This window comes from Collinsella sp. AF31-11 (assembly GCF_003475605.1).
In the GTDB taxonomy this organism is placed as follows: domain Bacteria; phylum Actinomycetota; class Coriobacteriia; order Coriobacteriales; family Coriobacteriaceae; genus Collinsella.
This window is the reverse complement of sequence record NZ_QRQS01000009.1, coordinates 91880-105177: the sequence shown is the minus strand read 5'-3', so window position 1 is coordinate 105177 and position 13298 is coordinate 91880. Positions and strand designations below refer to the sequence as shown.

Here is a 13298-nt window from a genome sequence, read left to right as displayed (position 1 = left end):
CCCCCCCGCGGGGGGGGGGCGCGGCCCAGGCTGCCGCCGGTGCCGCTGTGCCCACCATCTCGCGCGGGCGCGTGACCTTTGTGGATGCCGCTCTGCCGCAGGGCGTGGTGGTGCCCGATGCCAATCTGGCCGTGTTCTCGATCGCCGACCTCAACGCCCGCATGGATGCCAATCGCGCCCGCAGCCGCCGCAAGGTGGACATTACGCAGATCACCTTCCCCTTTAAGCCGGGCGACTACGTGGTGCACGCAACGCATGGCATCGCGCTCTTTAGCGAGATTGCGCGCCAGGAAGTGGGCGGCAAGGAGCGCGACTACTTTTTGCTGGAATATGCCGATGGCGACAAGCTCTACGTGCCGCTCGAGCAGGTCGACCGCATCACGCGCTATGTTGGCCCCGACGGCGACAAGCCGCGCCTGACCAGGCTCAACACCGCCGACTGGACGCGTGCCACCAACAAGGCGCGCAAGAACGCCAAAAAGCTGGCGTTTGACCTGGTCGATCTGTATACGCGCCGCTCCTCGATTGCCGGTGTCGCCTGTCCGCCCGATACGCCCGAGCAGATCGAGATGGAGGAGAGCTTTCCCTACGACGAGACGCGCGACCAGCTGGAGGCTATTGCCGACATTAAGGCGGACATGGAGGCATCCAAGCCCATGGACCGCCTGCTGTGCGGCGACGTGGGCTTTGGCAAGACCGAGGTCGCCCTGCGCGCAGCGTTTAAGTGCGTGGACTCCGGCCGCCAGGTCATGGTACTCTGCCCCACGACCATTCTGGCCCAACAGCACTACGAGACGTTCTTTGAGCGCTTTGCCCCGTTTGGCCTTGAGGTCGAGGTGCTCAGCCGCTTCCGCACCCCGGCGCAGCAAAAGCGCGCGCTCAAGGCGTTTGCCGAGGGCACGATCGATGTGCTCATCGGCACGCATCGCCTGCTTTCGGCCGATGTGAACCCCAAGAACCTGGGCCTGGTGATCATTGACGAGGAGCAGCGCTTTGGCGTGCAGCACAAGGAGCAGCTCAAGAACTTGCGCGAGCAGATTGACGTGCTCACGCTTTCGGCCACGCCCATCCCGCGTACCATGCAGATGGCCACGAGCGGCGTGCGCGATATGAGCCTGATCACCACGCCGCCGACTGGGCGCCGCCCCGTGATCGTGCACGTGGGGGAGTACGACCCCGACGTGGTGAGCGCGGCGATTCGCCTGGAGGTGGGTCGCGGCGGACAGGTGTACTACGTGTCCAACCGCGTCAAGACCATCGATGACGCTGTGGCACGCGTGCACGAGGCCGCGCCCGAGGCGCGCGTGGGCGTGGCGCACGGCAAGATGAGCCCGCGCGAGGTCGAGGACGTGATGATCGAGTTCGCGACCAAAAAGATCGACGTGCTCATTGCCACGACCATCGTGGAGAGCGGTATCGACAACGCGTGCGCCAACACGCTTATCATCGAGGATTCGCAGCGCCTGGGCCTGGCACAGCTCTACCAGCTCAAGGGCCGTGTGGGCCGCTCGGCTACGCAGGCCTACGCATACTTTATGTTCCCGGGCGAGCTGCCGCTTACCGAGGAGGCAACGGCGCGCCTGACCGCACTGTCCGAGTTCCAGGACCTGGGCAGCGGCATGCGCATCGCCATGCGCGACCTGGAGATTCGTGGCGCCGGCTCGCTTATGGGCGCCGAGCAGCACGGCAACCTGTCGAGCGTGGGCTTTGACCTGTTTACGCAGATGCTGGGCCAGGCCGTGGCCGAGGCGCGCGGCGACGACGATGCCGGCGTGGAGGCGGCGAACGTGGGCATTAACCTGCCGGCCGACTACTTCTTGTCCGAAGAGTACCTGCCGGCGGTGGATCAGCGCGTGCTCGTGTACCGTAAGCTCGCGGCGGCCGAGGACCTGGAGAGCATCGACGAGGTGCAGGAAGAGACTGAGGCCGCGCATGGCGAGCTGCCGTTGGCGGGACTCAACCTGTTCAACCGCGCGCGCATTCGTATTCGCGGCGAGCGCCTGGGGCTCGAGAGTGTCACGCTCAGCGGCGGGCGCATTACCTTCCTGGGCGTCGACGTGCCCAAGAAGGTGGCCTTTGAGCTCAAGACTCGCTATGGCGCGGTGAACTTCCCCAAGAGCCGCAAGCTATCGGTGCCCTACAAGGCGGGCGCCGGCGCAGGCAGCGGCCTGGGCCGCGGTCTCGACGCCAACGACGGCACCGGCCCCGTGGCGGCCGCACTCATGCTGCTGCAGCAGCTGGGTGCGAGCGACGACGACTAACAAGTAAGTCGGTGGGACAAAGTTATCAGTAGTTTTTGTCCCAGGTGCGATAGTCGCATCGAGCCTGTCAACGCAAGCGACCCTGGGACAAAAACTACTGATAACTTTGTCCCACCACGTTGCGGGTCGACCCTTCGCCCCATCGAAAGGAAAGCATGTTCGGATACATCTATAAGAATGATGTCGCTGCTATCGCGGTTGTCCTGTGCCTTTGTCTGTGCGTGGGCAGCTTTTTCGATTATCAGATCTCGAGCGCGCTGTTTAACATCGCTAGCATGTACGGCCGCTTTATCGAGGCCGCCGGCGAGCTGCCGTTCGAGCTGACGGCGAGCATCGCGGGCGTTATGCTCGTGCGCGCGGTGCGTCCCGACTCCAGGGGGAGCAAATGGCTCGCCGTGCTCGGCATCCTTGTCAACGTCGGTCTGACTGGCTACGAGGTCGTTTCGTCCCTGCGGGTTGGCGGCAAACTTGTCGCAACACAGTTGGTGCTGACGTTTGTGCTGGTCATCGCCGCCAACCTTATCGTCTACCGCCTCACGCGCGACACCGATCCCAAAGAGCTCACGCGCTGGGCGTTGATGGTGCTTGCCGTGTGGGTCGCCCAGGCCATCATCCTCAACGTGATCGTCAAGCCGCTGTGGTCGCGCCCGCGCATGCGCGTGATCGCGGTGACGCAGGGACTCGATTTTCAGCCGTGGTGGGTGATCGGTAACCCCGACAAGTGGGCCTATATCGCCGCCGGCGTGATCAAGGACGGCTTTAAGTCGTTTGCGAGCGGACACACGGCACACGCGGCGATCGGCCTTATGCTCGCCGGGCTTCCCGCGGCGACCTTTAAGGAAAAGCCGTCGCGCCGCCGCGTGGTCTTTTGGATCGCCGCTGTGGTTGCGGCGCTCGTCGCCTTTGGTCGCATCGTGATCGGCGCGCACTTTTTGAGTGACGTGAGCTGCGGCTTTGCCCTGGTGCTGGCGCTCGAGTGCCTTGCCGCGCGCATTGCTTATCCGGGCGGCGTACAATAGCCCCATCTGAATCATCGGGCCGTGCCCGGCTAGAGAGGATTATCATGCTCGCGTTCAACAACGACTATTCCCACGGCGCGCATCCGGCGGTGCTGCAGGCGCTCGTCGACACCAATATGGAGCCGCAGCCCGGCTACGGTACCGATGCACACACCGAGCGTGCCAAGCAGCTTATCCGCAAGGCCTGCCAGGCACCCGATGCCGACGTATTTTTCCTGGTAGGCGGCACGCAGGCCAACGCGACGGTGATCGATATGCTGCTCGCGCCCTACGAGGGCGTTGTTGCCGCCGAGACCGGCCACGTTGCCTGCCACGAGGCTGGTGCCATCGAGTTTGGCGGCCACAAGGTGCTCACCATTCCCGGCTACGAGGGCAAGATGCATGCCGAGGATCTCGAAAACTATATCCAGGTGTTCTACGAAAACGAGAGCTACGAGCACACGGTATTCCCGGGCGCCGTGTATGTGAGCCTGTCGACCGAGTACGGCACGCTGTACTCCAAAGCCGAGCTCGCGGCGATTCATGCGGTGTGCCAGAAGCGCCAGATTCCGCTGTTTGTGGATGGCGCCCGCCTGGCCTATGCGCTGGCAGCCGATGAGTGCGACATTACCCTGCCCGAGCTGGCGCAGCTGTGCGACGTGTTCTACATTGGCGGCACCAAGTGCGGCGCGCTTTGCGGCGAAGCCGTGGTGTTTTGCGGCATGCACGCTCCGGCACATCCCATTCCGCGCATTAAGCAGCACGGAGCGCTGCTTGCCAAGGGCCGCCTGACGGGCGTGCAGTTTGAGGCACTCTTTACCGATGGCCTGTATTTTGAGATTGGTCGCCAGGCAATCGAGACCGCGCAGGCGCTTCGTCGCGTGCTGCACGAGCGCGGCTACCAGTTCTTCTTGGAGACGCCGACCAACCAGCAGTTCGTGATTCTGCCCAACGAGGACATGGCCCGCATTCGCGAACATGCCTCGATCGAGTACTGGGAAAAGTACGACGAGACCCACACCGTGGTACGTTTTTGCACCAGCTGGGCCACGACGCAGGAGGACATCGACGCGCTGGCGGCTGTCCTGTAGGTTGATGTAATGACGAGGGGCCGCCTTGCGCTTGGGTTTGGCGCGGGGCGGCCTTTGCTTTTGAGAGGGAAGGGTTGTATGGCCGAGATGTCCGAGCCGACGATTCGCCTCGCGACGCCCGAAGACGCGCCGGCGTTGCTTGCCATCTATGAGCCGTATGTGCGCCAGACGGCGATTACCTGCGAATACGAGGTGCCGAGCGTTGAGGAGTTCGCCGGGCGCATCGAGCGTACACTCAAGCGCTATCCGTATCTGGTGATGGAGCTGGACGGGCGTCCGGTGGGTTATGCCTACGTGAGCCCGCTCAACAGCCGCGAGGCATACGACTGGTCGGTCGAGACGTCAATCTACCTGGCGCGCGATGTGCGCCATGGTGGGCTGGGTCGCAAGCTGCACGATGCGCTCAAGCAATGCCTGGTCGCGATGGGCATCACCAACATGTGCGCGCTCATCGCCGTACCGCACGACAAAGACGACGAGTATCTGACGCACAACAGCCAGGACTTCCATGCCCATATGGGGTATCGCCTGGTGGGCGCCTTCGACCGTTGCGCCCAAAAGTTCGGCCGCTGGTACGACATGTGCTGGATGGAGCTGGTCCTAGCCGAGCGCGTCCCCAACCAACCCAAACCAACCTGGTTCCCCGACCTCCTCGCCTAAAACCACCACAAAGGTGCCTGTCCCCATTGTGGTGGTTTTGGTGGTGGTTAGCCGATGGGCTCGGTGTATTTGGCGCGGTCGGTGCGCTGGATACGCTTGGAGATGTGCAGCGGGCGGCCGTCGGTGTCGTAGACGTAGTCGGTGATCAGAATCAGCGCCTGCCCGCGCTCCACATTGAGCAAAAACGCCTCGTTTTGCGAGGCGTAACACACCTCAAAGGTCTTGTGCCCCTGCGCCGGCGCGCGATGGAACTCCTGGCGCAGCGCGGTGTAGAGCGATCCGTTGATATCGCGATCGATGAGCGCCTCAAAACTTGGCGGCAGATAGGTGGTCTCCAGGCACAGCGGCGCATCGTCTAGATAGCGCAGACGGACGAGCTTGACGAGCTTGCTGCCCACGGCGGCATCGAAGAACTTGGCCACATTGCCTGCGGCCTTGGCAAAGCCCGAGTCCACGGTGCGCGTGGTGGGCTTCATGCCCTGGCCCTGGATCTGCGCCGTGTAGCTCGAAAACACCAGGTTGTTCTCGTGGAGCGCCGGCGTGTCAGCCACAAAGGCGCCGCGCCCGCGCTCGGTGCGAACCAGGCCCTCGTCAACAAGCACCTTAAGGGCATGGCGCACAGTGCTGCGCGACAGCCCCGATTCGTCCATGAGCTCCATCTCGGACGGCAGCTTGTCTCCGCAGGCGTAGATGCCGGCGGCGATGCGGTCGCGCAGTGTGGCCGCCAGACGCTCGTATTGGGCCAGTTTCTTTTTAGATGAAGCGCTCATGTGATTAACCTGTATCTAACCTGTATGCTTGCCTAATCAAGCATGTATCCAATTCAACAACAAAACCGCTGGTAACGAGTATTTATATACCGTATCAGCAAAATATCTAAGACAAATATAGCATACAACTAGTCGACATAACCAAAACGTGTATGTAACTTGTATGCCATCGAGAGCATCAAACGAGAAGAAAGGCTGATGCACGATGACTACTCAGGAACAGGTTAAGGACGTCGTCTCCCAGGTTTTGGCTGACAAGGCAGACAAGGGCGGCATCAAGCGCGTCGTGTGGATTGGCGCCGGCGGATCCAACGGCGGCAACTATCCTGCCCAGTACTTTATGGAGCACGAGGCCACGCAGGTCGTGAGCTCCAGTTACACCAGCAACGAGTTCGTGCATGCCACCCCGGCCTACGTCAACGAGAACACCCTGGCCGTCGTCGTGTCCATGCGCGGCACCAAGGAGACCATCGTCGCCGCCCAGGTCGCCAAGGACCACGGTGCCAGCACCATCGCCATCTATGTCGACGAGTCCGCCCTCACCGAGGTCTGCGACTACAAGATCCAGTACGACAGCCTGGCCGTCGACGAGTCCTGCATGGGCCGCACCAACTCCGCCGTCGTGACCATGATCGCCATGGAGCTTACGCAGCAGACCGAGGGCTATGCCGAGTACGAGACCGCTATGGCCGCTTTCGACTTGGTCGACCCCATCTATCGCAAGGCCGTCGAGTACACCCGTCCGCTTGCTGCCAAGTGGGCCGAGCAGAACGCCGACAAGCCCTGCATCAACGTCATGGCTCAGGGCCCGCTCTTTGGTGCCGCCTACGTCTTTAGCATCTGCAACGTGCAGGAGATGCTGCAGATCGACTCCTGCACCATCAACACCTGCGACTTCTTCCACGGCCCCTTCGAGATCCTGGACAAGCGCACCTCGCTGTTCCAGCTCATCAGCGTCGGCCGCAGCCGCTGCAACGACGAGCGCGGCATCCGCTTTGTCAACCAGTACGGTGGCGAGCGCGTCTACCAGCTCGACGCCAAGGAGCTCGGCCTCAACGACATCAAGGACAGCGTGAGCGAGTACTTCAACCACCTGATCTTTGCGCCGATCCTCAACAACGTGTACATGCGTGCACTCTCTGCCGTTACCCACAAGGACTACATGACGCGCCGCTACATGTGGAAGCTGGACTACTAGGAGTTACGCGGTTTTACCAAACCGCGTAACGGCTCGACGCTGCGCTGTCCGTCCTCTACCTGCGGCGGGTCACTCATTGGGGACGTACTTAAACGACTGCCCCAAGGTGAGAGTGGATAAGCTCCCGTTTTTGGCCTGTTTGGGGGCTCAAAGTGGGAGATTATTCACTCTCGTCATTTTGCGGCAGTTGGGTGACTAGTCATCGGGGACGTTTTTGTTTGACTAGTTGTTTAAGAACGTCCCCAATGACTACACTCCTTTTGTCTAGAGATTTCCCGTTTGCCGATTTGTGTCTTGATAAATGTATATAACGACTATAACGTAGCATGAAACATACTGGAAACAAAGCCAAGGAGGCTACGTTGAAGAGAAGCAATCTGGGCTATGTGCTGGTGCTGATCGCCGCGCTTATGTGGGGCAGCATCGGAATCTTTGTAAACGGCATCTCGGCCATGGGCGTTTCGTCCCAGAGCATGGCTGCCTTCCGCTTGTTGGTCGGAGCGCTTATCTTGGCGCCGGTCCTGATGTTTATGGGCTGCCGTCCGGGCGAGGGGTCTACCGTGGCTCAGGGTCCGCTGGCCCTGTTCAAGGCAAGCCCTAAAGAGCTTGTTCCCTGCGCGCTTGTCGGTATCGTCGGTTTGGCCGCCGCCAACACCTGCTATTACGAGTGCATGGGCGAGGTGGGCATGTCCACGGCCTCGGTGCTGCTCTACACCTCGCCGGTGTTTGGCGTCGTGCTCGGCCGCGTGCTTTATCGTGAGGACGTGACCCCTAACAAGCTTGTTGCCATCGCTTTTAACATAGGTGGCTGTGTACTTGCAGTGACCAATGGCGACCTTTCCGGTTTCCATTTTTCGGTTTGGGGCGTCACGTCGGGCGTGATTGCGGGCCTTTGTGGTGCGTCGCTCGCGGTGTTTAGCCGAATAGCAACCAAAACGGTCCACCCGCTGGCCGTCACGTTTTGGGGCTTTGTTTTTGGCGGTGCGGTTATGGCAGCTATCGCGGCTCCGTGGCCGGATGTCGCCGTGGCAATGTCGCCACAGCTGCTGCTGCTGTTCCTTGGCTTTGGACTCATCCCCACAGCCGTGGCTTACATCTTATATATGCAGGGTCTATCCATGGGGCTCGAGACGTCGAAAGTTCCCGTCGTAATGTCATTCGAGACAGTCGTCACCGTTCTTGTGGGCATTGGTATCTACGCGGAGCCCGCCGGCGCGATCAAAGTATTGGGCATTGTCTTGGTGCTCGTGTCCATCGTGATCATGAATACGGATTTTACCATGCTGCGCAACAGTACCTTTGTCGGCCATGTTATTGAGAGCATGACCTTTAAGCCCAACGCGTGGTGGACGGAGAAATCGCAGGACATGGATCTCTTCAAGGAGCGCACGGGCATCGCGCTGGAACCCACCGTGCAGGAAAGCCCCTGGTATTTCGTGCGATAGAGGCAGTGTAAGCCCTTGGGGAACGTAACTGAGCGGGACTGTCCAACGAGCCACGGCGCTTTCGTTTCCAGTCAGTTAAACCCGCGAACGGTCGATATTTGGCCGTGAGTGGTTCTTATAATAATTATCAATATTCGCAACGTATAAGACGTTATAATGACCATAACGAAAAGGAGGAGGCAAGATGAATCAGATCATTCTCGCATCTCATGGCGGCCTGGCCGCAGGCGCCAAAGACACGCTCGAGATGGTTCTCGGCGACGTGTCGAACGTCCACGTCGTGTCGCTTGCTCGTGACGACAAGGAGCCCATCACCAATAAGGTGGACGCTCTGATCGCCACGTTCAACGCGGACGACACCGTCTATGTGCTGACCGATATGCTCGGCAGCTCGGTCAACAACAGCATGGTCGAGCTTTCCCGCAACGGTGCAGCATTCACGGTGATCAGCGGTTTCAACATTCCGCTGGCACTGACGCTTGCTATGAGCCCCGTCCCCGTCACGGGCGCCGAGCTCGCGGCCCTCATCAACGAGGCCCGCACCGGTCTGACCAACCCCAACGCGCCGATCGAGGCTGCCGTGGCCCCCACTAAGAAGGCCAAGGCGCCCCGTCACAGCTCCGGTCCCGCCAAGATCGTCCTCGCACGTCTTGACTACCGTCTGCTGCACGGCCAGGTCGTCTTTACCTGGACCACCAAGGTTCAGGCCGAGCGCATCATCGTCGTCGACAACGCTGCCGCCAACGATGACATCAAGAAGGGTGCTCTTAAGCTGGCCAAGCCCCAGGGCGTGCGCCTGAACGTCTTCACCGTCGAGCGTGCCCTCGCCAAGATGGACAAGCTCAACACCCTCGGCGAGCGCGTCATGTTCGTCTTTGGCAACACGGCCGAGATGCTGCAGTTCTGCCAGGGTTACAAGCTCGACGCCATCAACCTGGGCGCCACCGCCAACCACGACGGTGCCGATCAGGTCGGCGGCAAGGACAGCTCCGTCTTCTTCGACGCCACCCAGAAGGCCGACGTCAACCAGCTGCTCGACATGGGCATCAAGCTCTACGTTCAGCAGACCCCCACGTATCAGAGCGTCGACATCGACGCCAAGCTGTAATCAACCAGGCTTTTGCCTGACTGAAAGGAGAAGGGTATGAATACGTTCATCAGTGCGGTGCTCGTCGGCCTCGTCGGCGTGTTCTGCATGTGGGACTCCCGCCTGCTCGGTCGTCTTAACTTCGAGCAGCCCCTCGTTGGCGCCACGCTCGTCGGTCTGCTGCTGGGCGATGTGCCCACCGGCCTTGCCGTCGGTGCCGCCGTCGAGCTCGTGTCCATGGGCCTGGTGCAGGTCGGCGCCGCCGTTCCGCCCGATATGGTTCTGGGCGGCATCGTGGCAGCTGCCTTCGCGTGCCTGACCGATGCTTCCGCCGAGACCGCCATGACGATCGCCATCCCGGTCGCCGTCCTGGGTCAGCTCCTCGGCATCGTGTTCCGTTCCATCATCGCCGCCCTCACCCATGTGGCCGATAGCGCGATCGATAACGGCAAGTTCAAGACCGCCTACCGCATGCACATCTGCGCCGGCTCCGGTCTGTACGCCATCATGTACTTCCTGCCGATCTTCCTGGCCGTCTTTGTCGGTACCGACCTGGTCCAGGCCATCGTCAACATGGTTCCCGAGTGGCTGTCTACTGGTCTGAACGTCTCGACCAAGATCATGACTGCCTACGGTCTGGCCCTGCTGCTCACCATGATGATCAAGAAGGGCATGACCCCGTTCCTGTTCATCGGTTTCCTGCTCGCCGCTTACCTCAACCTGTCCGTCATCGCGGTCGCTCTGATCGGTGTGTGCCTGGCTGTCGTCTTCATGGGCTTCAAGTTCAACGGTTCCCATGCAGCCGCCGGTGTCGATTCCGACTACGATCCGCTCGAAGACGACGAAGACTAAGGAGGAACACACTATGGCAACCACAACCAAGGACGTGTCCCTGAACAAGAAGGTCAGCCAGTTCTTCTGGCGCTCCTGGGCCATCCAGGCCTCTTGGAACTACGAGCGTCAGATGAACATGGGCTTCCTCTACGGCATGGTTCCCACGCTCGATCGCCTCTACCCCGACGAGTCTGACCCCAAGCAGCTCGCTGCTAAGAAAGAGGCCTACCATCGTCACATGGCGTTCTACAACTGCACCCCGCAGACGAGCGCTTTCGTCCTGGGCCTCGCCGCCTCCATGGAGGAGGAGTACGCCAAGGATCCCGAGAACTTCGACCCCGATTCGATCAACGCGGTCAAGACCTCCCTCATGGGCCCGCTTTCCGGTATCGGTGACTCCTTCTTCCAGGGCACCATCCGCGTCATCGCCTTTGGTCTGGGCGTCCAGCTGGCTCAGCAGGGCTCCATCATGGGCCCGATCCTGGCCATGCTCATCTCCATCGTGCCCTCCGTGCTGATCACTTGGTTCGCCGCCAAGATGGGCTACCAGGGTGGCCACGAGTACCTGGGCAAGCTCCAGGGCGGCGACCTCATGGAGAAGCTCATGTATGTCTGCGGCATCGTGGGTCTTATGTCCGTGGGCGGCATGATCGCTACGCTGATCGGCGCCACCACCCCGCTGCAGTTCGCTGAGGGTACCGTCGTTATCCAGGACATCCTGGACGGCATGATGCCCCAGATGATCTCCCTTGGCCTCACCGGCCTTATGTACTGGCTCATCAAGAAGAACGTCAACACCGGTTGGCTTCTCGTGATCGCCATCGTGGGCGGCATCGCCCTCTCCGCGGTCGGCATCCTGGCCTAGTCGCGACCCAGCGTCTAACCGCTTTCCCCCGGGGGCCTGCCTGGCATCCCATACCCCAGGCAGGCTTCCATCCCTAAATGTGTCAAAGGGACAGTCCCTTTGACACATCCTCAACGGGCCGGCGACTCGGTCCTAACCACGGTAACCCTGCGAGCGTCCGGCAATGTGACGCCGCAAAAATTCGAAAGGAATGTGTCAGATGTACGAGATCGACCTTAACCTCCCTAAGCAGATCGTCGCTGACGTCCTGTCCAACCACGAGATTCACAGCGTCGCCTTCGTCGGCTGCGGTGCTTCTATGTCCGATCTTTACCCCGCCAAGTACTTCCTGGCCAACAACACGGACAAGCTGAACGTTCAGATCTTCACCGCTAACGAGTTCAACTACGACACGCCTTCCTGGGTCAACGAGCACACCTTCGTGATCACCTGCTCCCTCGGTGGCTCCACGCCCGAGACCGTCGAGGCCAACAAGACCGCCAAGAAGCACAACTGCCCGGTCGTCTCCCTCACCAACAAGGCTGGCTCCGCTCTGACCGTCGACGCCGACCACGTCATCGTTCACGGCTTCCACGCCAACTATGCTGCCAAGTGCGAGAAGCCCGGCTACGCCATTGCTCTTGCTCTCGAGATCCTTCAGCAGACCGAGGGCTATGACCACTACGAGGACATGATCACCGGCCTCACCAACGTCTTCGAGCTCTGCGAGAACGCCGCTCAGTCCGCCAAGGGCCTCGCCAAGCAGTTCGCCCAGGACTTCAAGGACGACGAGATGATCTACTTCATGGCCTCCGGTGCCTCCGAGAAGATGGCTTATTCTCACGCCGCCTTCCTGTTCACCGAGATGCAGTGGATCGACGCCGCCGCCTACAACACCGGCGAGTACTTCCACGGCCCGTTCGAGGTTTCCACCGAGGGTAAGCCCTACGTCTTCTTCATGTCCGACGGTGCCACCCGTCCGATGGACGCTCGCGCCCTCACCTTCCTGCAGCGCATGGGCGCCAAGGTCGCTCTGATCGACTCCAAGGACTACGGTCTGGCCGACGCCGTGCCGGCAAGCGTCGTCACCTACTTCAACCCGCTGCTGCACCTCGCCGTTATGCGCGAGTACGGCAACCAGATCGCCGAGGCCCGTCAGCACCCGCTGACCATGCGTCGCTACATGTGGAAGCTTTCCTACTAATCACAAGTAAGTAGACCTTACGGGTTGATTGAGAGGGGATGGGGTTTTGCCCCGTCCCCTTTTTTGCTCTGGGGAGGGCGTGTGCGCACGCGCCGCAAAACCCCAGATAAAACCTACCAAAATAAACCTGTCCCTTTTTGGCAAGTGGGAGGAGATGCGTATGATCAAGGCAGTGCTGTTTGATATGGACGGCGTGCTGGTCGATACCGAGTGGTTCTACAACCGTCGCCGCGTGGCGTTTATGGAAGAGAAGGGGTTCCACTTTGACGAGATCCCCGATCTTTCGGGGTCTAACGAGCCCGCCATTTGGAAGTCGCTGGTGCCCGACGATGCTGAGCTGCGCGAGCGCCTGCGCGTGGAGTACAAGCAGGTCTACAGCCCGGTCCATCCCGTTCCGTATGCCGAGCTGCTCAACGAGCAGACGGAGCCGGTGATGCGTGAGCTGAACGAGCGCGGCGTGAAGTGTGCCATCGCGAGCTCGTCCTACCGTGAGCTCATCGACGAGCTGGTGGAGATTGCCGGTATCGCCGACGTGCTGGACTACACCATCAGCGGCCATGAGTGCAGTGCGTTTAAGCCCGACCCCGAGATCTATTTGCGCGCCATGGAGGCGTTGGGTGTTGAGCCGGCCGAGTGCCTGGTTATCGAGGACTCGCCTATGGGCATTGAGGCCGGCAAGCGCTCCGGCGCCCGCGTCCTGGCGCTGCGTCCGCACGAGGGCGTCAACCTGGATCAGTCCGCCGCCGACACCATCATCGACAACCTGGCCGACATTTTGGCCGCTTTGTAGCGTCGATCCACCACGAGTAGTACAGATTCGCACGTCTTTTGCGGCGGATTGGCTTAATTTGGCTTGGATTTTGATCCGTTTGACTTCGACTCAGGCTAAGTGAGTAGACTTTTTGG

At 60.8% G+C, this 13298-nt stretch carries 12 protein-coding genes; 11 read left to right on the top strand and 1 reads right to left on the bottom strand.

The window, feature by feature from the left end; all coding sequences use genetic code 11:
• The 4 genes from mfd to DWZ22_RS07330 form a co-directional block, all read left to right on the top strand.
• On the top strand, positions 1–2261 hold a 2261-nt coding region (gene mfd / locus DWZ22_RS10315; protein ID WP_199583467.1), incomplete at its 5' end, for a transcription-repair coupling factor.
• 155 nt (positions 2262–2416) lie between these two features.
• Positions 2417–3280: a phosphatase PAP2 family protein gene (locus DWZ22_RS07340; RefSeq protein ID WP_118405801.1), complete on the top strand. Its 864-nt coding sequence runs from the start codon at positions 2417–2419 to the stop codon at positions 3278–3280.
• A gap of 44 nt (positions 3281–3324) precedes the next feature.
• On the top strand, positions 3325–4350 hold the full coding sequence (locus tag DWZ22_RS07335) for a low specificity L-threonine aldolase (RefSeq protein ID WP_118273117.1): 1026 nt from the start codon (positions 3325–3327) through the stop codon (positions 4348–4350).
• Positions 4351–4428: 78 nt separating this feature from the next.
• Positions 4429–5010, top strand: coding sequence for a GNAT family N-acetyltransferase (locus tag DWZ22_RS07330; protein WP_117735434.1), 582 nt, complete (start codon positions 4429–4431; stop codon positions 5008–5010).
• A 47-nt stretch (positions 5011–5057) separates the two neighbouring features.
• Here the strand turns inward: DWZ22_RS07330 and DWZ22_RS07325 are convergent, their stop codons facing one another.
• Positions 5058–5780 (bottom strand): GntR family transcriptional regulator, encoded by a 723-nt coding sequence (locus tag DWZ22_RS07325; protein WP_118405800.1) that lies wholly within the window; start codon positions 5778–5780, stop codon positions 5058–5060.
• Positions 5781–5985: 205 nt separating this feature from the next.
• On the opposite strand from DWZ22_RS07325, the gene DWZ22_RS07320 reads away from it, so the two are divergent.
• From DWZ22_RS07320 to DWZ22_RS07290, 7 genes are all read left to right on the top strand, one after another.
• Positions 5986–6978 (top strand): SIS domain-containing protein, encoded by a 993-nt coding sequence (locus DWZ22_RS07320; RefSeq protein WP_117648180.1) that lies wholly within the window; start codon positions 5986–5988, stop codon positions 6976–6978.
• Positions 6979–7340: 362 nt separating this feature from the next.
• Positions 7341–8423, top strand: coding sequence for a DMT family transporter (locus tag DWZ22_RS07315; protein ID WP_158573312.1), 1083 nt, complete (start codon positions 7341–7343; stop codon positions 8421–8423).
• Positions 8424–8607: 184 nt separating this feature from the next.
• Positions 8608–9531, top strand: a complete 924-nt coding sequence (locus DWZ22_RS07310) for a PTS mannose/fructose/sorbose transporter subunit IIAB (RefSeq protein ID WP_117735437.1) — start codon at positions 8608–8610, stop codon at positions 9529–9531.
• Positions 9532–9567: 36 nt separating this feature from the next.
• A complete protein-coding gene (locus DWZ22_RS07305; protein WP_022095161.1) occupies positions 9568–10362 on the top strand; it encodes a PTS sugar transporter subunit IIC in 795 nt (264 codons plus the stop codon).
• A gap of 13 nt (positions 10363–10375) precedes the next feature.
• Complete coding sequence (locus DWZ22_RS07300) at positions 10376–11209, top strand: PTS system mannose/fructose/sorbose family transporter subunit IID (RefSeq protein WP_117763540.1); 834 nt, start codon at positions 10376–10378, stop codon at positions 11207–11209.
• Positions 11210–11408: 199 nt separating this feature from the next.
• The gene (locus DWZ22_RS07295) at positions 11409–12392 is read left to right on the top strand and encodes an SIS domain-containing protein (RefSeq protein WP_233502247.1); all 984 of its coding nucleotides are present in this window, start codon (positions 11409–11411) and stop codon (positions 12390–12392) included.
• A 160-nt stretch (positions 12393–12552) separates the two neighbouring features.
• Positions 12553–13182, top strand: coding sequence for an HAD family phosphatase (locus DWZ22_RS07290; RefSeq protein ID WP_158573311.1), 630 nt, complete (start codon positions 12553–12555; stop codon positions 13180–13182).
• Positions 13183–13298 lie beyond the last annotated feature (116 nt).